The sequence below is a fragment of the Actinomadura sp. RB99 genome (assembly GCF_014706005.1).
Classification (GTDB): domain Bacteria; phylum Actinomycetota; class Actinomycetes; order Streptosporangiales; family Streptosporangiaceae; genus Spirillospora.
In genome coordinates, this window is the sequence record NZ_JABMCA010000003.1 from 172,027 (window position 1) to 192,353 (window position 20,327).

A 20,327-nucleotide genomic window follows, 5' to 3' on the forward strand; every position below is an offset into this window, starting at 1 on the left:
GACCCCGGAGCGCCGGGGCCACCGCCCCGGGCGCGGAGTCAGAGCACCTTGGACAGGAAGTCCTGCGTGCGCTGGTGCTGCGGGTTCGCGAGCACCTCGCGGGGCGTGCCCTTCTCCACGACGACGCCGCCGTCCATGAAGACGAGCGAGTCGCCGACCTCGCGGGCGAAGCCCATCTCGTGGGTGACGACGATCATCGTCATGCCGTCCACCGCGAGCTGCTTCATGACCTCCAGCACCTCGCCGACCAGCTCCGGGTCGAGCGCCGAGGTCGGCTCGTCGAACAGCATCAGCGCCGGTTCCATCGCCAGCGCCCGCGCGATCGCGACGCGCTGCTGCTGCCCGCCGGACAGCTGCGAGGGGTAGCTGCGCGCCTTGTCGGCGAGCCCGACCCGCTCCAGCAGCGCGACGGCCGCCTCCCGCGCCTTCGCCCGGGGGATCCGCCGGACCTGGACCGGCGCCTCCATGACGTTCTCCAGCGCCGTCATGTGCGGGAACAGGTTGAAGCGCTGGAACACCATGCCGATGTCGCGGCGCTGCGCGGCGACCTCGCTCTCGCGCAGCTCGTGCAGCTTGCCGCCGCGCTCCCGGTAGCCGACCAGGTGCCCGTTCACCCACAGCCGCCCGGCGTTGATCTTCTCCAGGTGGTTGATGCAGCGCAGGAACGTCGACTTGCCGGACCCGGACGGGCCGATGACGCACATCACCTCACCCGGCATGACCTCCAGGTCGATGCCCTTGAGCACGTCCAGCCGGCCGAAGGACTTGCAGACGCCCTCGGACCGCACCATCGGCCCGCCGGACGAGGCGGTGGGCACGGCGCCCGGGGGCACGTCGTCCGCGGGCTCCGCGCCGGACTTGTCCAGGCTCGGTCCGCTCATCGTTCCCTCCCCTCCACCGTTTCCCGGTAGGCGCGCCGGGAGTTGCGCATCCCCGCCCACATCCGCTCCAGCATCGTCTGCCGCTGCGCGGTGCCGCGCCCGAAGTAGCGCTCCAGGTAGAACTGCCCGACCGTGAGGATCGACGTCATGATCAGGTACCAGATGCTGGCCAGGAGCAGCAGCGGGATCGTCTGGTACGTCCGGCCGTAGATGATCTGCACCGAGTACAGCAGCTCGGGCACCGCGATCACCGACACCAGCGAGGACGTCTTCAGCATCGAGATCGTCTCGTTGCCGGTCGGCGGGATGATCACCCGCATCGCCTGCGGCAGCACGATCCGCCGCATCGTCTTGGCGCGGCTCATGCCGAGCGCGCTCGCCGCCTCCGCCTGGCCCTGGTCGACCGACAGGATCCCGGCCCGCACGATCTCCGACATGTACGCCGCCTCGTTCAGCCCCAGCCCGAGGCAGCCCGCGACGAACGGGGTGATCAGCGAGTTCGCGTCGAAGTGCGCGAACGTCGGGCCGAACGGGATGCCGATGGACAGCTGCGGCACGAGGGCCTTGATGAACGCCCACAGCAGGATCTGCACCAGCACGGGGGTGCCGCGGAACGCCCAGATGTACAGCCAGGCGGACCCGGAGATCAGCGGGTTCGGGGACAGCCGCATGATCGCCAGCAGCACGCCGCCGACCACGCCCATCACCATCGCGATGGCGGTCAGCTCCAGCGTCTTGCCGATGCCGGTCATCACCGCGGTGATGGTGAAGTTCTGGCCGATGACGTCCCAGCCGAAGTTGGGGTTGTTGACGACGCTGTAGACCGCCCACACCGCGATGTACGCGATGATCACCGCGGCGACCCAGCGTCCCCAGTGGCGCACGGGGACGGCCCGGATCTCCTCGGGCCGGCCCTCGCGCGACGTCTCGTCCGTGACAGTCATCCGGTCAGCTCGTGGCGCCGTTGATCTGCGGCGAGGTGTTGGCCCCGCTGGTGATGCCCCACTTGTCGAGGATCTTGTTGTACGTGCCGTCGGCCTGCAGCGCCTTCAGCGCGCCGAGGATCGCGTCCTTGGTGGTGCCGAGCTGCTTGCCGACCGCGATGCCGTACGGGGCGGTGTCGTAGGTCGCGCCGGACACCTCGAACTGGCCGCCGGACTGCTTGGCCGCGTAGTCGATGACGGGCGAGTCCGCCAGCACCGCGTCCGCGCGGCCGCTGCTCAGCGCCAGGTTCGCGCCGTTCTGGTCCGGGTAGGGCTGGCCGACCGGACCGGGCTTGCCGGCGTCCTTGCACTTCTTCGTCCGCGTGCCGAGGCCCTTGGCCGCGTCGACCGTGGACGACACCTCGTCGTTCTGGACGGTGCCCTTCTCGACCGCGACCTTCTTGCCGCACAGCGACAGGTCGTCCGGCTTGAGGTTCTGCGGGTTGCCCTTCTTGACCATCAGCGCGGAGCCGGCGGTGAAGTAGGTGACGAAGTCGACCGTCTTCTCCCGCTCCTTGCTGTCGGTGAAGGAGGACATGCCGAGCTGGTACTGGCCGGACTTGATGCCCGGGATGATCGCGTCGAAGCCGGCCTTCTGGAAGGCGAACTCGACGCCGAGCTTCTTGCCCAGCGCCTTCCCGAGGTCGAGGTCCATGCCGATCAGCGTCTTGTTGTCGGTGTCGTAGAACTCGTTGGGCGCGTACGACGGGTCGGTCCCGACGGTGATCTTGCCGGCGGACTTGACGTCCGGGGCCAGCTTGGCGTTCAGCGAGGCGTCCTGGGTGATGCCGGAGAAGATGTCCCCGACGGACTTGGTCGGCGCGGCGGCGCCGCCACCGGAACCGTTGTCGTCGCCACAGGCCGACAGGGCGAGGGCGCCTGTCAGCACGAGCGCGCCCGCCGCGAGGGCGTGGCGGCGCAGAGAACCAGTGATCACAGGTCCCCCTCCAGAGGTCGCATCGGATCCGCACGGATCCTGAGGTCAAGTGCACATTTTGGCGCACACCAGGGCCGATGCGGATAAAGGGTGCGACACAATCGGACAACGAGGCAGCCCGGCACCCCCGTCGCCACCTCGGGCTCCAGCACTCTACGCCATGATCCGCGCACCGTCCGCGACGATCAGTGACGGTCGCCACCGCCCCGCGCCCCGGATCGGCGGGACCCCGTGTGGCACAATCGGACAACGGGTGACCCCCGTACGTCGCGAGATGTCCACCAGGTGACGGCCACCAGACCACACCACCGCGGCGGCATCGCCCGAAAGCCAACTTTCACTGACAGGGGTCGCTGTGGCTGCCGAGCCCATTCCCACCGAACCGCTCTCACTGGACGACGATCCGGCCTTCCCGCTGCACCGCGGCGGCAAGCTCGAGATGCGGTCGACCATCCCGGTCCGCAACAAGGACGATCTGTCCCTCGCCTACACGCCCGGCGTCGCCCGGGTCTGCACCGCCATCGCCGACAACCCCGAGCTCGCCTACGACTACACCTGGACGTCCAAGGTCGTCGCGGTCGTCACCGACGGCACCGCCGTCCTCGGCCTCGGCGACATCGGCCCGGCCGCGTCCATGCCCGTCATGGAGGGCAAGTCGCTGCTGTTCAAGGAGTTCGCCGACGTCGACTCCGTGCCGATCGCGCTGAACTGCACCGGCGTCGACGAGATCGTCGACACCGTGATCCGGCTGGCGCCGAGCTTCGGCGGCATCAACCTCGAGGACATCAGCGCCCCCCGCTGCTTCGAGATCGAGGACCGGCTCCGCGAGGCCCTCGACATCCCCGTCTTCCACGACGACCAGCACGGCACCGCGATCGTCGCGCTCGCCGCGCTGAAGAACGCCGCCCGCTTCGTCGGCAAGCCGCTGTCGGAGCTGCGCGCCGTCGTGGCCGGCGCCGGCGCGTCCGGCATCGCCGTCTCGCAGATCCTCATCGAGGCCGGCATCGGCGACATCGCGCTGTCCGACAGCAAGGGCCTCATCCACGAGGGCCGCGACGGCCTCAACCCCGTCAAGCAGCGGATCGCCGCGATCACCAACCGGTCGCACCTGAAGGGCTCCACCGAGGAGGCGCTGCGCGGCGCCGACGTGTTCATCGGCCTGTCCGGGAGCACCGTCCACGAGTCGTGCGTCGCCACCATGTCCGACGGCGCGATCGTGTTCGCACTGTCCAACCCCACCCCCGAGGTGCACCCGGAGGTCGCGCGCCGGCACGCCAAGGTCGTCGCGACCGGCCGCAGCGACTTCCCCAACCAGATCAACAACGTGCTCGCCTTCCCCGGCATCTTCCGCGGCGCGCTCGACGTCCGCGCGCACTCCATCACCGAGGGCATGAAGCTGGCCGCCGCGAACGCGCTGGCGGACATCGTCGGCGACGACCTCACCGCCGACTACATCATCCCCAACCCGTTCGACGACCGGGTCGCGCCCGCCGTCACCGCCGCGGTCGCCGCGCAGGCCCGCGCCGAGGGCGTCAACCGCATCTGATCCGCCCCGCTCCGCCGCGCCTCGCGCCGGGCCGCGCTCCCCACCCGCGGGGCGCGGACCGCGCCGCCTCCTACCGCCCGTCCACGGCCCGACCGGCCCCCGGACGGACGGACGCGCGCCGCCACGGCCAGTACCGGGCCACGACGCGGCCGAGGACGTGGCCGTCCGGGACGGCACCGAAGTCCCAGCTGTCGCGGCGGCCGCGGGCGCGCTGGTTGTCGCTCTCCAGCCACCAGCCGGTCCCCGACCGGTGCGCCACCCGCTTGACGATCAGCACGTCCGCCCGCTCCGGGTGCCTCGCGACGACGACGTCCCCGGGGCGGGGCCGGACGCCCGCCAGCACCACCAGCCAGTCCCCCGGCGCGAGCGCGGGCAGCATCGAGTCGCCGTCCACGGCGACCGTCCGCAGCCGCCCGCGCGTCCCGGCCAGCGCCAGCAGCAGCGCACCGCCGAGCGTCCAGGCCACCGGGTGGCGCATCCGCATCGCTCTCCTCGCCTTCGTGCACGGGCGCTTTCGCGCGCCGGGCCGCATAGTCGCGCGGCCACGGGTACATCTCACCGCTGGAAGGGGTTCCGGGTCGCGCCGCGGTCCGGGTCCTAGGCCGAAATACCGAGCGCCCTGGCCGGACGGGCCCCGGGGCACAAGGGTAATGTCGGTGACCTGAGCATGATCCGCAACGAGGGAAGGGAATCGCAGGTGTTCAAGCTTCTGCGCCCGAAGACCACGGTCTCCGCGCACTGCGACCTGCCGTGTGGCGTCTACGACCCGGCGCAGGCCAGGATCGAGGCCGAGTCGGTCAAGGCGATCTGCGAGAAGTACGCGGCCAACGAGGACCCGGAGTTCCGCGCCCGCGCGATCCTGATCAAGGAGCAGCGCTCCGAGCTGGTCAAGCACCACCTGTGGGTGCTGTGGACCGACTACTTCAAGCCGCCGCACTTCGAGAAGTACCCCCAGCTGCACCAGCTGTTCAACGAGGCGACCAAGCTCGCCGGCGCCTCCGGCACCAAGGGCAGCATGGACCCGAAGGTCGCCGACGACCTGCTCGGCAAGATCTCGGAGATCGACAAGATCTTCTGGGAGACGAAGCAGGGCTGACCAGCCTGAACACCGAGGCCCGGCCCCCCGCGGGGGCCGGGCCTCGGTCGTTGCGTCAGGAGCGGGCGAGCTTGGTGAGGGCGTCGCCGGTGAGGCGGTAGGTGGTCCACTCGTCCTGGGGGCGCGCGCCGAGCGACCGGTAGAAGCCGATGGCGGGCTCGTTCCAATCGAGGACGTCCCACTCGACGCGCTCGTAGCCCCGCTCGTCGGCGATGCGGGCGAGCTCGGTGAGCAGCGCCTTGCCGTGGCCGTGGCCCCGGACGGCCGGATCGACGAACAGGTCCTCCAGGTGGATGCCGTGCGTGCCGTTCCACGTCGAGAATGTGAGGAACCACACGGCGAACCCCGCGACCCGGCCCTCGTGCTCGGCGATGAGCACGTGGACGCGCGGGTCGTCGCCGAAGAGCCTCGCGTGCAGCTGCTCCTCGGTGGCCTTCACCTCGTGCAGGGCGCGCTCGTACTCCGCCAGCTCGCGGATGAGCCGGAGGATCGCGGGGACGTCGTCGGGAACGGCTGGGCGGATCATGCCGGAAAGGCTATGCCAGGCCGCCGCGTGCGCCGCCCCCGGCCAGAGCGCGCCCGGCGGCGCCTCCAGCGGCGCCTCCGGATCTATAGGGCGACCAACGGCTTGTCCGGGTCTGCCCACCGCTGGTTCGGGACGAGCGGGTACCAGCCGGGGCGGCCCGGGTCGCGGTCGTAGGGGTAGCCGCCGAGCTCGCGGTAGAGCTCGGCGTACTCGGCGACCTTGTCGCGGTCGAGCGTGACGCCGAGGCCGGGCCCGGACGGCACCGCGATCCGCCCGCCCGCGTACCGGAACGGGCCGCCCTCGATGACGTCGCCGGCGAGGTGGTGGTAGTGCGCGTCGGCGGCGTAGGTGAGGTTCGGCAGGACGGCGCCGAGGTGGAGCATGGTGGCGAGCTGGATGCCGAGCTCCCCCGACGAGTGGACCGACACCCCGAGCTGGAAGGTGTCGCAGATCCCGGCCGCCTTGACGCACGCGCGGATGCCGCCCCAGAACGTGGTGTCGAGGAGCACCACGTCCACGGCGCGGTGCAGCACGTTGGTGGCGAGCTGCTCGAAGTTCACGACGACGGTGTTGGTGGCCAGCGGCGTCGGGGTCTTCTCGCGCACGAGCCGGAGCCCCTCCAGGCCCCAGACGGGGTCTTCGAGGTAGTCGTTGTTCATGTGCTCGATGGCCTTCGCGAACCGGAGCCCCTCGTCGAGGCTCAGCACCGCGTTGGGGTCGTAGCGCAGCCGGTCGCCGGGGAACGCCTCGGCGAGCGCCCGGTAGCACTCCAGCTCGTAGCCGGGCGGGAAGACGCCGCCCTTCAGCTTGTGGACGGCGAAGCCGTGCCGCTCCTTGAGGTCGCGGGCGTGCGCGACGAGCTGCTCGGGGGTGCGGACCTCCGGCGTCCGGCCGTCCGCGCCCGGGTAGCGGTAGAAGAGGTAGGACGCGAACGGGACGCTGTCGCGGACCCGGCCGCCGAGCAGGTCGTGGACGGGGACGCCGAGGTGCTTGCCGACCAGGTCGAGGCAGGCGAACTCGATGGCGGCGAGCATCTGGGTGCGGTTGTTGTAGAGGCTCGCCGTCGGGTTCGCGATCTTGAAGCGGAGGGCCTCCAGCTCGAACGGGTCGTGGCCCTCCAGGTAGGGCGCGAGGGCGCGGAACGCGTCCTCGGCGCTCTGCCCGCCGCCGCCCATCTCGCCGAGCCCGACGAGGCCGTTGTCCGCCTCGACCTCGACGATCGTGCGGACGAAGCGCCCCCAGTGCGCGCCGTTGCTGTGCAGCAGCGGCGCCTCCAGCGGGACCGCGACGGTCGTGGCCCGGATGCCGGTGATCTTCATTCGGTGTTCCCCTTCACCGTGACGGCGGCGATCCCGCAGGCGGGCAGGCGGACGGTCGCGGCGCCGTCGCGGACGGGCGCCTCGGCGGCGTCGCGGCCGAGCCCGGAGTCGACGATCGCGCGGCGCATCCCGGGGACGGTCAGCGTCGTCTCCACGGGCGCGGCGGCGAGCGAGCGGAGCCGGACGACCAGGTCGGCGCCGTTCCGCCCGATCGAGGTGACCTGCACGTCGGGGTCGTCGACCGACGCGAACGCCTCGGCCGGCGCGGCGGGCGCGGTCCCGGCGCCGGTCGTCAGCGTCGCGACGAACGGGTCGGTGAGCCCGGCGGCGGCGAGGGCGCCGAGCCGCCGGCCCGGGAGCCCGCCGGCGGCGGACGCGACGGCGTACCGGAAGGTGGTCTCGCCCTGCTGCTGGGACGGGAAGTTGGTGTCCCAGATGTTGTTCAGCGCCCAGGAGTAGACCGTCGCGGGCTCGTCGTCGACGGTGGGCGGGAACGGCGCGTACGGCATGTGGATGGAGCCGAACTGGACGAGCGGCGCCTCCAGCGTCGCCCACGCCACGGTCAGGTCGGGGTCCTCGAACGCGACCCAGTGCCGGATCGGGCGCATGTGCTCGGCCGATCCGGGGACGCTGGGCACGCCGGTGCCGCCGACGCCGCCGGTCAGCTCCCACGCGGCGGGCGGCCCGCCGGCCGCGAAGGGGAAGGCGAAGAACACCGCCTCCTTGGTCGCGGTGGGCTGTTTGCCGAGCTGGAAGCGCAGGTCGAGGCGCGGCACGCCCGCGTGCAGGTCGAGGGTCGTGCGGATCCAGTCGACGCCCTTTCCGGTGAGCTCCACGATGAGGCGTTCTCCCACCGGGGTGCGTTCACACCTGACGACGGCGGCGTGCCGGCCGAGGGCCCGGTCGCCGAGGAGCGTCCGGTCGTGGACGAGCATGTGCCCGGACATGTGGTTGAAGTGGGGCGCGGTGGCGTACCGGTCGTAGACGTACTGCCCGAACCCGGCGGCGGCGTCGGCGTTGACCAGTTCGCGTCCGGCGGCCTTGTCGAAGACGGAGGAGAGGTGGCCTTCGGCGAGGTCGTAGGTGACGCGGTAGTACTCGTTCTCGATCACCCCGTCGCGGCCGAGGTCGACGGGCGCGGGCGCGGGGGCCTCGCCGCGCACGACGTCCAGCCGCACGCGTCCCATGCCGGGGACGTCCGGGACGACGGCCTCCAGGTGGCGGCCGATGGGGCGGGTCGGCCACTCGTCGGGGTCGACCTCCTCCTCGTGGTGCGGCAGCGGTTCACCGGTGCGGGCGTCGAGCAGCGTCACGGGGATGTCGACGGGCACCACGTCGCGCGGCAGGAAGGCGCGGACGACGTCGGTGCGGGCGGCGGACCCCGGGTTCAGGACGGCGAACGAGGCGAGCGCGTCCGGCGCGGGCGCGAGCGCGGCGCCGAACCGCCGCGCCCCGGCCTGCAGCAGGTCGAGGGCGTCGTCGTAGGACTGGTAGCCGACCGCGGACTTGCGGGTCCACTGCAGGCCGCCGGAGTCGGTGCCCTCCTCGGCGTCCTCCCACGGGTTGGCGGCGCCCCAGGTGTGCTCGTCGAACAGCGCGGCCTTGTCGTAGGCGTCGTCGAGCCCCTCGGCCTCGGCGCCGGCGAGGGCGTGCAAGGTCTCGGCGGTGCGCAGGACGTTCTGGGCGCGCCGGACGTGGCCGAGCGGGCGGGCGCCGGAGCCGAGCCCGTCGGCCCACCAGTCGGTCCAGTCGCCCTCGTGGACCTGGAGCCGGTCGTGGTGGTGCTCCTCGACGTGCGCGAAGAAGTCGGCGTTCGTCGCCATCCGCAGCCGCGGGTACTCCCAGGTCGCGTTCCAGCGCAGCGCGATGTCCGCGGGCATGATCGACGGGCCGGCGTTGTCGGCGTGCGCGCCCTGCACCCGCAGGTGCACGGCGTCGAGGACGTCGGGGGCCTTGTCGGCGCCGACCTGGCCGGGGGCCGCGTACCAGCCGAAGGTGCCCGGCCCGTACGGGTAGGGCCGGTCGGCGAGGGAGGACAGGTAGCGCGGGAGCAGGTCCTCGGCGAGGTCGTAGCCGTCGACCAGCCCGACGGTGTTGCCCTCCATGTAGGCCATGCCGTGCGGGGTGTCGGTGAACCACACGATCAGCTCGCGGCCGCTCGGCGCCCGCCAGCGGAACGGGCGGCCGAGCTTGTCGCCGCCGGTGATGTAGGGGACGGAGCGTCCCGCCCAGTTGTGCGCCGCCGCGAGGTACCGGACGCCCGCGGCGTTGAGCGCGTCGACGACGCCGACGACCGCGCCCGGGATGTCGGTGTGCATCGCCGAGCGGACGTCGATGCCGTGCCGGTCCCGCAGGTCTTTGACGAACCGGAGCTGCCGGTACAGCTCGTCGGTCGAGCACGCCTCGGTGTGCAGCTGCATGGGGAACGCGGTGACCTCGATGTTCCCGCTCCGGGTCCGGTCGACGAACTCGGCGACCTGGTCGTCCGGCCGGGTGGCGAGCCAGCGCAGCGCGGGCAGCGACGACTCCACCGACCAGCGGAACCGGGCGTCGTCGGGCCGGCCGTCGGTCTCCCGGGACAGCCGCAGCGCCGCGTCCAGGTAGTCCAGGTGGTGGCGCAGCACGGTGCCCTGGGTGTCGGTGTAGCCGATGTCCAGGTGCGAGTGGTGGACGACGAAGACGCTCCACTTGCGCTGCGGGGTGACGTCGAGGGGGGCGGCGCCGACGAGGCCCGCACCGTCCCGCACCTCCAGCGTGAGGCGGCGCGGGGCGTCGACGGCCGGGACGAGCAGGGTCGCCCGGCCCGCGTCGTCGGTGCGCTCCTCGGCGTCGCCGAGCCGCAGCGTCAGCCCGGGGCCCGCCTCGATCCGGACGGCCTGCCGGAGCGCGCCGGCCGCGTCCCGCCTGAACAGCGGGAGCACCGCCGCCCGCACCGACAGCCCGCGGACCGCGAGCACCTCCGCGGAGGTGTCGTGGCGGAGGGCGGCGCGGATTCCGTCGTAGTCCGGGGAACCGAGGCTCTCCGTCAGGAGCCGACTGGTCATCCGTGTCCTCTCAGAATGACTGTGACCGGGGGGTCAGAACTGGGCGAGCGTCAGCCCGCGGGTGAACAGCCGCTGCGTCGCCAGGAACAGCACGACCGTGGGGAGCGAGACCACGAGCCCGGCGGCCAGCGCGACCGGGACGGGCGTCCCGGCGTACACGTCGGTGGTGAGCGCCGACAGCTCCGCCCAGACCGGCCGCACGTTGTCGGACTGCGCCAGCGTCAGCCCGAACAGCAGGTCGTTCCAGACGTAGGTGAATTCGAGGATGAACACCGCGGCCAGCGCGGCCGACGAGAGCGGAAGGTAGATGCGCCAGAAGATGCGGAACGTGGACGCGCCGTCCAGCCGCGCCGCCTCGAAGATCGAGACGGCCACCGAGCCGAAGAAGTTGCGCATCACCAGCGCGGCGAGCGGGACGCTGATCGCGGTGTGGACCAGCACCAGGCCCATCTGGTTGTCGTAGAGCGACACCTTGCTGTAGCCGACGAACAGCGGCACCAGCAGCATCTGGAACGGCACGACGGTGCCCGCGAAGATCACGATGAACCAGAGGAAGCCGAACCGGACGCGCAGCACCACGATCGCGTACCCGGCGAGCGCGCCGAACAGCACGGCGAGCGCCGGCGCGACCAGGCTGTAGATCGCGGTGCTGCCGATGGTGGAGCCGACGTCGGTGCGGCTCCACGCCTCGGAGATGTTGTCGAACAGGCCGACCGACCCGGGCGGCTTCACCGCGTCGGACGGGTCGTAGTCGCCGGCGGGGCGGACGGCGTTCGCGACGATCAGGTACGTCGGGAACAGCCACACCAGACCGAGGACGATCAGCACGGCGCGGCGCATCAGGAGCCCTCCCTGGCGAGCTGGTGGCGCAGGTAGACGTAGGAGGCGAGGCCGGTGACGGTGGTGAGCGCCACCGCGATCGCCGACCCGTAGCCGTACTCGTCGGCGACGAAGACCTGGCGGTACATGGTGACCGCGAGGGTCTCGGAGGTGCGGCCGGGGCCGCCCTGCGTCATCACCCAGACGATGTCGAAGGTCTTCAGGCTCGCGACCAGCGCCAGCCCGAACACGACGGTGGTGAGCGGCCGCATCAGCGGCCAGATGACGTGCCGGAACAGCTGCCATCCGGACGCGCCGTCGATGCGGGCGGCCTCGATGGGGGCGCGCGGGATCGACTGGAGGCCGACGACGAACAGCAGCATGTTGACGCCGAGCTGCTGCCACGCCCACACCACGATCATCGCGAGGGTGTTGCGGGGGCCGTCCTGCAGGAACTCGGTGTGGCCGCCGGGCATGCCGAGGAACGACAGCACCTGGTTGGCCATGCCGTCGGGCTGCAGGATGAAGCCCCAGATGAGGCCGAGGCCGGCGCCGGACATGGCGTACGGGATGAGGAACGGCAGCCGGTACCACGCGCCGCCCTTGATGTTGTACGACAGCACGGCGACCAGCAGGCCGAGCCCGACCGGCAGGATCGTGGTGCCCGCGACCCACAGCAGGGTGTTGCGGACGGAGGTGAGCAGCGCCTCGTCCTGGAACAGCCGCCGGTAGTTGTCGAGCCCGGTGAACTTCGGCGACCCGAGCCCGTCGTAGCTGGTGAGGCTCAGGTACGCCGTCCACAGGAACGGCAGGTAGATGAGCACCGCGACGAAAAGGACGGCCGGGGTGAGGTAGGCGTGCCGGAACCGGCCGTGCATCGCGAACCCGCTCGGGAGGCGCCCGCCTCCCCCGCCGCGCTGGTGCCCGCCGTGCGCGCGGCGGTGCGGGGTCCTCGCGCGCACGGCGGTCGTCTGGTCGGTCATCGGTTCAGCTTCCGGCCTTGTGGGTCTTCCAGTAGTCCTCGTTGGCCTTCTGGATGTCCTTGAGGACCGACATGTACGAGCCGGGCTTGCTCAGGAAGCCGTCGAACCCGCTGAGCGCGGCCGTCAGGACGGGCGCCGGCGCGGCCTCGAAGTAGCGGAGCACGAGCCGGTTCCCGCCGTTCGCGGCCTCCTTGGTGATCTTGTCCAGCTCCGGGTCGGCGATCTTGACCTTGGGGTTGCCGGACACGTCGCCGCGCGCGTTGGCCCACTTCTCCTGCGCGGCGGGGGTCACCCACCACTTCAGGTACTTGGTGCTGGCGGCGGCGTCGGGCGCCTTGCGCAGCGAGCACAGCGGCCCGCTCTCGAAGATCAGCGACCGCTTCGGCAGGGACGGCTGGACGTTCGGGATCAGGAAGAACCCGTAGTCGGTGCCGAGCTTGAGGCCGCGCTGGGTCATGCTGGTGTTGAACCAGGTGCCGCTGATGACCATGGCGGCGTCGCCGGCCTTGAAGTGGTCGGCGGGGTCGGCCTTGTCGCCGGGGTTGGAGAAGTAGCCGGAGTCGATCATCGACTTCCACTGCTCCATCACCTTGACCACGCCGGGGTCGGTGTAGGACGCCTGGCCGGTGGACAGCCGCTCGTACAGGTCGGGGTCCGTGCCGGCGAGCAGCTGCTCGAACCAGGCGAAGGAGAACAGCGAGGTCGGCGTGGTCTGGTTGAACGGGACCTGCCCCTTGCCCTTCAGCGTCTGGGCGATCTTCATCAGGTCGGCCCAGGTGGCGGGCGGCGCCAGACCGTACTTCGCGAAGATCTTCTTGTTGTAGAACATGCCCCAGTACCCGGTGTTCAGCGGCACGCAGTACTGCTTGCCGCCGACCGTGTAGTACTTGGCGAGGTCCTGGGTGAGGTCGCCGCTCTTGATGGCGTCCTGCCAGATCGACGTGGTCTCGGCGACCTGGTTCTGCGCGACGATCTCCTCCAGGCGCCCGCCGGTCTGCCAGGTGAACAGGTCCGGCTTGACCTTGGTGCGGAACGAGGACTTGATGAACGCGGTGTAGGTGGGCTCGTCGGTGTACCCGACGGGCTTCATGTCCAGCCCGGTCTGCTGCTTGCCCAGCGCGCTCATCTGCTCGAAGAAGGGCTTCCACGCGCCCTTGTCGTTGTAGAGCCTGAGCCCGGACTTCGACCCTCCCGAGTCGTTGCCCGAGGCGCAGCCCGCGACCGCGGCGAGCGCCGCGGCCGCCGCGAGGACGGCGGTCGTGCGCATGCGCATCGACGGCATGGGGGCCTCCCTGGTTCGTGGGGTGGTTGGAGGTCGGCTGACGGTGTTCCGGTGTGCGGACGGTGGTGGGGTGCGGAGGTGGTGGAGGGTGGGGGTGGGTGTCGCCGGTCGAGGGTGTGCCGAAGGAGACCGCGGGCCCTGAGCGGGCGGGCGGCCGGTGACGGGCGGTGGGTCGTGGGGCGGTCAGAAGGGGTGTCGCCGGTGGGTCGGGCGGGCGGTGGGTCAGGCGAGCCGGGACGCGATGACCTTCGTGACGTCGCGCAGGTGGGCGCGCATCAGCTCCTCGGCGCGTTCGGCGTCGCCGGCCTCGATGGCACCGAGGATGGCCCGGTGGTCCTCGTGGTCGCGGCGCCGGTCGTCGAAGATCCGCAGTATCTCCCGCTGCTCGGCGCCGTGCACCGACAGCAGCGAGTCGATGACCTCGCCGAGCACGGCGTTGCCGGACGCGTGCGCGGTGGCGCGGTGGAAGGACATGTTCGCCGCGTCCAGCTCGGCGTCCTCGCCCTCCAGGTGCCGGCCCGCCTGGTCCAGGCCGGCGCGCAGCCGCTCCAGGTCGCCGGGTTCGGCGCGGCGGGCGGCCATCGCCGCGAGCGGGGGTTCGATGAGCAGCCGGGCGTCCAGGAGCTGGAGGAGCTGGTCGCCCTGCAGGGGCCGGACGTTCGGGTTGGGGATGACGACCCGTTCCAGGTCGGCGCCGACGTAGATGCCGGAGCCGTGCCGCATCTGGACGGCGCCGGTGGCCTCCAGCCGGCGGAGCGCCTCGCGGAGCGTGGGGGTGGTCACCGCGAAGCGCTCGGACAGCTCCCGTGCCGAGGGCAGCCGGTCGCCGGGACGCAGCCCGCCGGAGCGGATCAGCTCCAGCACGCGCTCGGTGAGCGCGTCGGAGAGGCTGGGCCGGGCCACATCCTTGGACATTCGTTACCTCGTTCACTCCCGGAAGAAGTCAAGTCATCTAATCACTTGATGTACCAGGATGTCCAGGGTCGAGGCGGTGTCCGGGCCCGAGAAGGAACGCCCGGCGCAGCGCCGCGTGCTGGTCGGCGAGCGCCCGGCGCGCCACCGCCGCCGACAGGACGCCGTCGAAGCCGTGGTAGGCGCCCGGCACGTGCCGCAGCTCGACCGGCACGCCGGCCTCGATCATCCGCAGCGCGTACGCGAGGTCCTCGTCGCGCAGCGGGTCGGCCTCGGCCGCCAGCACGTACGCGGGCGGCAGCCCGGACAGGTCCCGCGCGCGGGCCGGGGCGGCGTACACGGGCGTCTCCCAGCCCGGCGTCCCCCGGGCCGGGCCGAGGTAGTGGCGCCACATCTGCTCCACCTCGCCCCGGTTGAACAGCGGCGGCTCGGTGTAGGCCCGCATCGACGGGCTGTCCATGCGGTCGTCGAGCACCGGGTAGAGCAGCAGCTGGAAGGCGAGCGGCGGCCCGCCCTCGTCGCGCGCCCGCAGCGCCACCGCCGCCGCCAGCCCGCCGCCCGCGCTGCCGCCGCCGACCGCGATGCGGCCGGGATCGGCGCCGAGTTCGGCCGCGTGCGCGTGCGTCCAGGCGGTCGTGGTCCAGGCGTCCTCGAACGGCGCGGGGAACGGATGCTCGGGAGCGAGCCGGTAGTCCACCGACACCACGACGATGCCGAGCTCCGCGGCGAAGCCGAGGCAGCGGCGGTGCTCGTTGCCCAGATCGCCGGTGACGAAGCCGCCGCCGTGGAAGTACACCAGTGCGGGCCCGGCGGGCCGGTGCGGCCGGTAGACGCGCACCGGGACGCCGCCGGGGACCGTCCGGTCGGCGACGTCCACGCGCGCGTCGGCCGCCGGCTCCCCCGACAGCGCGGCCGCCAGGTCCCGCATCGCGGCGCGCGCCCTGACCGGGTCGGCGAGGCTCACGTACGGCATCCCGCCGAGCGCCTCGGACAGTTCGGGATCCATCGGATCAGCCCGTCACGGGGACGTCGACGAAGCGCGGGCGGTAGATGCTCACGTTGCGGTACACGTCCCGCGTCGGCCCCGTGGTCGTGTCGAGGCTGTTGACGTTGTACGACACCACGAGCTTGTTCGCCGTCGTGAGCGAGGCGTGCGCGTGCGCGTTGTAGGTGTAGACGTCCGGGTCGCCGTACGAGCCGAACGGCCCGCCCTCGGGCGTGCTGTAGACGGTCCTCTCGTCGGTGAACGGCCCGGCAGGCGAGCAGGACAGGTACGTGTCGATCTGCGCGCTGAACACGTCCTTGGTGTCCTGCGTGAGCAGGATGTAGAAGTTCCCGCGCTTGCTCACGCTGAACTCGTTGGACACGCCGCCCAGCACCTCCACGGCCGCCGACTCCGACGGCGACCATGCGCCGCCCGCCGCCAGGTAGCTCCACGGCCCGCGCAGGTCGGTGCCCGCCACCCGCGCGACGTACATGTGCTTGCCGCCCGAGCCGAGGTCCTCGGTGCCGTAGACATAGGTGTAGCCGCCGTCCCGCAGCAGCGCCGACCCCCACATGACGCCGCTGCCGGACGGCAGCGAGGTCACCGAGGTCGGCCGGGTGAGGTCGCTCGTGGAGAACCGCGCGAGGACGTTGGCGTCCCACGTCACGTCCAGGTCGCCGGACCCGACCTTGTACTCGCGGTACGGCTGCTGGATCTCGCCGCCGTTCATCGTCATGTCGCCCGCCCAGTAGACGTGCGACGCGTCGCGCGGCGGCAGCAGGGCCGTCGGGTTCGCGGCGGTGCCGCCGTGCGCGGTCCCGGTCAGCGCGCCGGCCGCCGACCGCACGACGAACGTGTTGTTCACGAACGGGGTCGTGCCGCCGTCGGCGACGGCCATCGGCCGCGACCCGTCCGCGTTGACCTTGCCGAGGAAGGTGTCGGAGAAGCCGAACACCGTCCGGCCGTCCGGCAGCTTCACCGAGTAGGTGCTGTCGGCGCCGGTCCAGTCGTCCAGCAGCGCGTTGCCGTTGCCGTACGAGGTGAACTGCGCGTTCAACGACGTGTCGGGCGTCGCCGTCCCGAACGTCGGCGCGGCGCTCCCGCCGCAGGTCAGAGCGCCGGCATGGGCCGCGGCCGAGGGTGCGAGCAGTGCGGTCGCGGCCAGCGTCGAAGCCGCGGCCGCACGAACGAGAAGACGCATGCGGACCTTCCTGGGGGTGTCAGAGGTCGAACGCGCTGATGTGCCAGCGGCCGAGGTTCGCCACGAACGCCGTGGTGCCCCGGAACGCGAGGTTCGTCGGGTGGCAGAGCAGGTGGGCGGTGGGGTCGCGGACGACCGTCTCCGGCCGCCCGTCCGGGGTGAGCCGCAGCACCTCGCTGGGCTCGTAGAGGCCGACGTAGAGCAGGCCGTCGGGGCCGAACGCGATGCCGTCGGGGACCGTGCCGGGCAGCTCGGCGACCGTCGTGCGGTCGCCCGCGGTGCCGTCCGCCCGGATCTCGACGCGGGTGATCCCGGGCAGGAACGACTCGGCGACGTACAGGGCCGACTCGTCCGGTGCCAGCGCGAGGCCGTTGGCGAACGCCATCGGACGCTCGTCCCAGACCTCGCCGGTGCCGTCCGGCGCGTAGCGGAACACCGAGGGCCCGGGGGCGTCGATCTGCCGGCTGTCGGAGACGTAGATCCGGCCGTCCGCGTCGATCACCGGGTAGTTGGGGTTGACGAAGCGGTGGCCGTCCGCGCCGTCCGCGAACAGCGACACCTCGCCCGAGGCCAGCTCCAGCCGGAACACGCCGGGATGCTGGATGTCGCAGATGTACAGGTGGGTGGCGGACGCGTCGAACGCGATGCCGAGCACGAACCCGTGGGTGGTCGCGACCTGCTCGACGCTCCCGCCCTCCGGGTCGACGCGGAAGATCTGGCCGGCCTCCCCGCCGCACCAGACGCTGCCGTCGGGATGGACCGCGACGCACTCGGGGTGGTCGAGGCGCGGGCTGCTGAACAGGCCGTCGAAGAAGACGCGGGCGGCGGGCATTCAGACCTCCGGGAGTGCGGCGGGGTTGCGGGCGAGCAGGCCGCCGTCGACGCGGTGCTCGGCCCCGGTGATGAACGAGGAGCGCGGGCCGGCGAGGAACGCCACCACCTCGGCGACCTCCTCCGCCCGCGCGACGCGGCCCAGCGGATGCGCCCGGCCCCACTCGGCGACCTGGTCGTCCTGGCTCGTCCCGCCGCGGAACAGGTCGGCGGCCCAGCGCAGCATCGGGGTGTCGACGGAGCCGGGGCACACGACGTTGGCGCGGATGCCGTCGGCGGCATGGTCCAGCGCCATCGCCCGGGTGAGCCCGTTGATCGCGGCCTTGCTCGCGGTGTAGGCGGCGACCCGGTCCTGCGACGCGAACGCCTGGACCGACGACACCGTGACGATCGTGCCGCCGCCGCGCCGCCGCAGCTCCGGGACGGCCGCCTTGCAGACCAGGAAGACGCCCTTGAGGTTGACGTCGAGGACCTCGTCCCACAGCTCCTCGGGGGTATCCTCGACCGTGCCGTACCGCTGGATCCCGGCGGAGGTGACGACGGTGTCGAGCCCGCCGTGCGCGTCGACCGCGCGGCCGACGAGGCCGCGCATCTGCGCGGCGTCGGTGACGTCGGCGACGACGCCGGTCACGTCCAGGCCGGCGCCGCGCAGCTCCGCCTCGGCGGCGCGGACGCCGTCCTCGTCGACGCCGCAGAAGACGACCGCGGCGCCGTCCTCCGCGAGCCGCCGCACCACCGCCCGGCCGATGCCGAGCGACCCCCCGGTGACCACGGCGACCTTGCCGGCGAACTCCCCGCCGCCTGCCCTCATCGCGCTTCCTCCCCCTCGATCACGGCCGCGCGCAGCCACAGCGGCTTGGTCTCGTGCGGCCGCAGGGTGAGCGCCGACCCGTTGCGCACCGCCTCGGCGAGGCCCTCCGTCGGCCGTCCGGCGAACGGTTCGAGCCCCACCACGTACGCGCGGCCCCACCAGGGCGCCTCGCGGGACGCGCCGAGCTCCCGCCACAGCCACAGGTCCGGCAGGACGGCGGCGTCCCAGCGGACCCGCAGGCCGAGGCCCGCGTCCGGGTCGATGATCTCGTAGCGGCCGTCCCGGAACCCCGACAGGTAGTGGATGTCGCTCGGCGCGCCGTGCTCGGGGACGACCGCCAGCTCCGGCTCCGCCGCCACCCCGTCCGGGAACCGGATCCGGTGCCCGGGGCGCAGGAACGGGGCGCCGAAGACGATGTGGTGGCCCCACATCACCTCCAGCTCCACCCCCGACTCGTTGGTCAGCTCCTCGTCGACGCACAGCTCCGCCTCGCCGGACGCCAGCCGGAACGTCTTCACCACGCGCAGCGGCACGCGCCGCGCCCGCACGGTCAGCCGCACCGCGGCCTCGGACGGGTCGTCGGCCGCGATCTCGACGTCCCAGGGCAGCCCGGCGACCTCGCCGTGCTGCGCCAGCGCGGCGCCGCGGTAGGTGCTCGGCTCGCCGCCGTTGGGCAGCACCTCCTGCCAGCCGCCCTCGTAGTGGTCGAGGAACGCGGCCACGTCGTCGCCCGCGCCGCCCGCCACGTCGCGCGGGTTGCGGATCCCGTCCGGCGCGAGCCAGACGAAGTCCATGTCGCGCCGCTTGTAGCAGAACTCGGCGACGTCGCCGCCCTTGTCCGCCAGGACGGTCACGCGCAGCAGCTCGTTCTCCAGCACGACGGCGCGCATCCCGAACCAGGTGATCTCGTGCAGGCGCGCGCCCCAGTTGCGGGCCGGGCGATGCCGTCGGTACGCCATCGTCAGCCGAACTTCAGGTCGACGAAGCGGGGCCGGTAGATGGTGACGTCCTTGTAGTGGTCGGTGTTGACGAAGCTGTTGACGTTGTAGGACACGACGACGCTGCCGGGGCGGCTCAGCTCCGGGTGGGCGTGCGCGTTGTAGGTGAAGACGTTGGGGTTGCCGTAGCTGCCGTTCGCGCCGGTCTCGGGCGTCGAGTAGACGGTGGTCTTGCCGGTGAACGGGCCCTGCGGCGAGCACGAGAAGTACGCGACGATGTTCGTGTTGAACTTCTCGGTGGTGTCCTGGGTGATGAGCATGTAGGCGCCGCCCATGCGGGTGACGCTGTACTCGTTGGCGACCCCGTCCATGATCCGCGCGGAGTCGGCCTCGTTCGGCGACCAGGCGCCGCCGCCCGCGTAGAACTCCCACGGCCTGGTCAGGTCGGTGCCGCGGACGCGGGCCAGGTGCATGTACTTGGTGTCGCCGAGGTCCTCGACGCCGTAGACGTAGATCATGCCGCCCGACCGCTCCAGCCAGGACGCCCAGGAGATCCCCTTGGACGACGGGATCGCGGTCACACCGACGGGCGCGGACAGCCGGTCCGGCCGGAACTTCGCGACGACGTTGCGGAGCCAGCGCCAGTCCCAGATGCCGGGGCCGAACCGCTCGTACTCCTGGTAGGTCACCTGGACCTTGCCGCCGGCGGTGATCGCGTCGCCGGCCCAGTACCAGTGCTTGTCGTCGCGCGGCGGCATCACGGCCTTCGGCTGCTCGCGGGTGCCGCCGTGCACGGTGCTGAGCCGGTCGCCGGACTTCACCACGAACGAGTTGTTGATGAACGGGGTGGTGCCGCCCTCCTCGACCACCGGCGACCGGCCGCCGTCGGCGTCGACCTTGCCGAGGAAGGTGTCGGAGAACACGAACGCCACCCGCCCGCCGGGCAGGGTGGTGGAGAACGTGCCGTCCGCGCCGGTCCAGTCGTCGGTCCGGCGGTTGTCGTTCCCGTAGCGGGTGAACAGGGTGTTCAGCCCGGCGTCGGGCGCCGAGCTCCGGAAGGCGGGGGTCGGCGTGCCGCCGCACGCCCGCGCGGCGGTGGCGGCGGCACGGGCGGGAGCGGTGAAGGTCGTCGTGGACAGGGCCAGGGTGAGAACGCCGGCGGCGAGGCCGCGCCAGGGGGATCTTCTGCGCACGGCCAGAAGTCTGGTCATCAGATGACTTGTTGTCTAGATG

General features: G+C 72.0%; 19 protein-coding genes. 2 read left to right on the plus strand and 17 right to left on the minus strand.

Translation table 11 applies throughout. The features are described from left to right. Positions 1 to 38: 38 nt before the first annotated feature. The 3 genes from amrb99_RS04380 to amrb99_RS04390 form a co-directional block, all read right to left on the minus strand. On the minus strand, positions 39 to 791 hold the full coding sequence (locus amrb99_RS04380; RefSeq protein ID WP_190852829.1) for an amino acid ABC transporter ATP-binding protein: 753 nt from the start codon (positions 789 to 791) through the stop codon (positions 39 to 41). A gap of 86 nt (positions 792 to 877) precedes the next feature. Next, positions 878 to 1,825: an amino acid ABC transporter permease gene (locus amrb99_RS04385; protein ID WP_190852528.1), complete on the minus strand. Its 948-nt coding sequence runs from the start codon at positions 1,823 to 1,825 to the stop codon at positions 878 to 880. 4 nt (positions 1,826 to 1,829) lie between these two features. Further along, positions 1,830 to 2,801 carry a transporter substrate-binding domain-containing protein gene (locus amrb99_RS04390; RefSeq protein ID WP_190852531.1) on the minus strand — a complete coding sequence of 324 codons (972 nt, stop codon included), beginning with the start codon at positions 2,799 to 2,801 and terminating at the stop codon, positions 1,830 to 1,832. A 355-nt stretch (positions 2,802 to 3,156) separates the two neighbouring features. Between amrb99_RS04390 and amrb99_RS04395 the strand changes: the two genes are divergently transcribed. Continuing rightward, positions 3,157 to 4,347, plus strand: coding sequence for an NADP-dependent malic enzyme (locus amrb99_RS04395; RefSeq protein WP_190852532.1), 1,191 nt, complete (start codon positions 3,157 to 3,159; stop codon positions 4,345 to 4,347). Positions 4,348 to 4,417: 70 nt separating this feature from the next. Here amrb99_RS04395 and sodX read toward each other — a convergent pair whose 3' ends face one another. Continuing rightward, positions 4,418 to 4,831: a nickel-type superoxide dismutase maturation protease gene (sodX, locus tag amrb99_RS04400; RefSeq protein ID WP_241755228.1), complete on the minus strand. Its 414-nt coding sequence runs from the start codon at positions 4,829 to 4,831 to the stop codon at positions 4,418 to 4,420. 183 nt (positions 4,832 to 5,014) lie between these two features. Here sodX and sodN point away from each other — a divergent pair, with 183 nt between their 5' ends. After that, entirely contained in the window at positions 5,015 to 5,443 is a 429-nt protein-coding gene (gene sodN / locus amrb99_RS04405) for a superoxide dismutase, Ni (protein WP_173099294.1), read from the plus strand. Between the two features lie 55 nt (positions 5,444 to 5,498). Here the strand turns inward: sodN and amrb99_RS04410 are convergent, their stop codons facing one another. From amrb99_RS04410 to amrb99_RS04470, 13 genes are all read right to left on the minus strand, one after another. Further along, entirely contained in the window at positions 5,499 to 5,969 is a 471-nt protein-coding gene (locus amrb99_RS04410; RefSeq protein WP_190852534.1) for a GNAT family N-acetyltransferase, read from the minus strand. 83 nt (positions 5,970 to 6,052) lie between these two features. Next, positions 6,053 to 7,288, minus strand: a complete 1,236-nt coding sequence (locus amrb99_RS04415) for an enolase C-terminal domain-like protein (RefSeq protein ID WP_190852538.1) — start codon at positions 7,286 to 7,288, stop codon at positions 6,053 to 6,055. Further along, complete coding sequence (locus tag amrb99_RS04420; protein WP_190852540.1) at positions 7,285 to 10,332, minus strand: glycoside hydrolase family 38 C-terminal domain-containing protein; 3,048 nt, start codon at positions 10,330 to 10,332, stop codon at positions 7,285 to 7,287. The genes amrb99_RS04415 and amrb99_RS04420 overlap by 4 nt, the downstream gene beginning before the upstream one ends. Positions 10,333 to 10,365: 33 nt before the next feature. Then, a complete protein-coding gene (locus amrb99_RS04425; RefSeq protein WP_190852542.1) occupies positions 10,366 to 11,172 on the minus strand; it encodes a carbohydrate ABC transporter permease in 807 nt (268 codons plus the stop codon). After that, complete coding sequence (locus amrb99_RS04430; protein WP_241755229.1) at positions 11,172 to 12,134, minus strand: sugar ABC transporter permease; 963 nt, start codon at positions 12,132 to 12,134, stop codon at positions 11,172 to 11,174. Before amrb99_RS04430 ends, amrb99_RS04425 begins: the two co-directional genes overlap by 1 nt. A gap of 4 nt (positions 12,135 to 12,138) precedes the next feature. Beyond that, a complete protein-coding gene (locus tag amrb99_RS04435) occupies positions 12,139 to 13,416 on the minus strand; it encodes an extracellular solute-binding protein (RefSeq protein ID WP_190852544.1) in 1,278 nt (425 codons plus the stop codon). A gap of 222 nt (positions 13,417 to 13,638) precedes the next feature. After that, positions 13,639 to 14,331, minus strand: a complete 693-nt coding sequence (locus tag amrb99_RS04440) for an FCD domain-containing protein (protein ID WP_190852546.1) — start codon at positions 14,329 to 14,331, stop codon at positions 13,639 to 13,641. Positions 14,332 to 14,368: 37 nt separating this feature from the next. After that, positions 14,369 to 15,334 carry an alpha/beta hydrolase gene (locus amrb99_RS04445; RefSeq protein WP_190852548.1) on the minus strand — a complete coding sequence of 322 codons (966 nt, stop codon included), beginning with the start codon at positions 15,332 to 15,334 and terminating at the stop codon, positions 14,369 to 14,371. A 4-nt stretch (positions 15,335 to 15,338) separates the two neighbouring features. Continuing rightward, positions 15,339 to 16,514: a DUF5005 domain-containing protein gene (locus tag amrb99_RS04450; protein WP_190852551.1), complete on the minus strand. Its 1,176-nt coding sequence runs from the start codon at positions 16,512 to 16,514 to the stop codon at positions 15,339 to 15,341. A gap of 19 nt (positions 16,515 to 16,533) precedes the next feature. Next, the gene (locus tag amrb99_RS04455) at positions 16,534 to 17,346 is read right to left on the minus strand and encodes an SMP-30/gluconolactonase/LRE family protein (protein WP_190852553.1); all 813 of its coding nucleotides are present in this window, start codon (positions 17,344 to 17,346) and stop codon (positions 16,534 to 16,536) included. After that, positions 17,347 to 18,156 (minus strand): SDR family oxidoreductase, encoded by an 810-nt coding sequence (locus tag amrb99_RS04460; protein ID WP_190852555.1) that lies wholly within the window; start codon positions 18,154 to 18,156, stop codon positions 17,347 to 17,349. Then, entirely contained in the window at positions 18,153 to 19,115 is a 963-nt protein-coding gene (locus tag amrb99_RS04465; RefSeq protein WP_190852557.1) for a DUF4432 family protein, read from the minus strand. The genes amrb99_RS04460 and amrb99_RS04465 overlap by 4 nt, the downstream gene beginning before the upstream one ends. A gap of 2 nt (positions 19,116 to 19,117) precedes the next feature. Beyond that, positions 19,118 to 20,305 carry a DUF5005 domain-containing protein gene (locus amrb99_RS04470; protein WP_190852560.1) on the minus strand — a complete coding sequence of 396 codons (1,188 nt, stop codon included), beginning with the start codon at positions 20,303 to 20,305 and terminating at the stop codon, positions 19,118 to 19,120. Between the last annotated feature and the right edge of the window lie 22 nt (positions 20,306 to 20,327).

Bases quoted from the DNA above. Each gene is read 5' to 3' on its own strand.
- amrb99_RS04380 (WP_190852829.1), bottom strand. From the start codon at position 791: ATGGTGCGGTCCGAGGGCGTCTGCAAGTCCTTCGGCCGGCTGGACGTG.
- amrb99_RS04385 (WP_190852528.1), bottom strand. From the start codon at position 1,825: ATGACTGTCACGGACGAGACGTCGCGCGAGGGCCGGCCCGAGGAGATC.
- sodX (WP_241755228.1), bottom strand. From the start codon at position 4,831: ATGCGGATGCGCCACCCGGTGGCCTGGACGCTCGGCGGTGCGCTGCTG.
- sodN (WP_173099294.1), top strand. From the start codon at position 5,015: ATGATCCGCAACGAGGGAAGGGAATCGCAGGTGTTCAAGCTTCTGCGC.
- amrb99_RS04410 (WP_190852534.1), bottom strand. From the start codon at position 5,969: ATGATCCGCCCAGCCGTTCCCGACGACGTCCCCGCGATCCTCCGGCTC.
- amrb99_RS04415 (WP_190852538.1), bottom strand. From the start codon at position 7,288: ATGAAGATCACCGGCATCCGGGCCACGACCGTCGCGGTCCCGCTGGAG.
- amrb99_RS04420 (WP_190852540.1), bottom strand. From the start codon at position 10,332: ATGACCAGTCGGCTCCTGACGGAGAGCCTCGGTTCCCCGGACTACGAC.
- amrb99_RS04425 (WP_190852542.1), bottom strand. From the start codon at position 11,172: ATGCGCCGCGCCGTGCTGATCGTCCTCGGTCTGGTGTGGCTGTTCCCG.
- amrb99_RS04430 (WP_241755229.1), bottom strand. From the start codon at position 12,134: ATGACCGACCAGACGACCGCCGTGCGCGCGAGGACCCCGCACCGCCGC.
- amrb99_RS04435 (WP_190852544.1), bottom strand. From the start codon at position 13,416: ATGCCGTCGATGCGCATGCGCACGACCGCCGTCCTCGCGGCGGCCGCG.
- amrb99_RS04440 (WP_190852546.1), bottom strand. From the start codon at position 14,331: ATGTCCAAGGATGTGGCCCGGCCCAGCCTCTCCGACGCGCTCACCGAG.
- amrb99_RS04445 (WP_190852548.1), bottom strand. From the start codon at position 15,334: ATGGATCCCGAACTGTCCGAGGCGCTCGGCGGGATGCCGTACGTGAGC.
- amrb99_RS04450 (WP_190852551.1), bottom strand. From the start codon at position 16,514: ATGCGTCTTCTCGTTCGTGCGGCCGCGGCTTCGACGCTGGCCGCGACC.
- amrb99_RS04455 (WP_190852553.1), bottom strand. From the start codon at position 17,346: ATGCCCGCCGCCCGCGTCTTCTTCGACGGCCTGTTCAGCAGCCCGCGC.
- amrb99_RS04460 (WP_190852555.1), bottom strand. From the start codon at position 18,156: ATGAGGGCAGGCGGCGGGGAGTTCGCCGGCAAGGTCGCCGTGGTCACC.
- amrb99_RS04465 (WP_190852557.1), bottom strand. From the start codon at position 19,115: ATGGCGTACCGACGGCATCGCCCGGCCCGCAACTGGGGCGCGCGCCTG.
- amrb99_RS04470 (WP_190852560.1), bottom strand. From the start codon at position 20,305: ATGACCAGACTTCTGGCCGTGCGCAGAAGATCCCCCTGGCGCGGCCTC.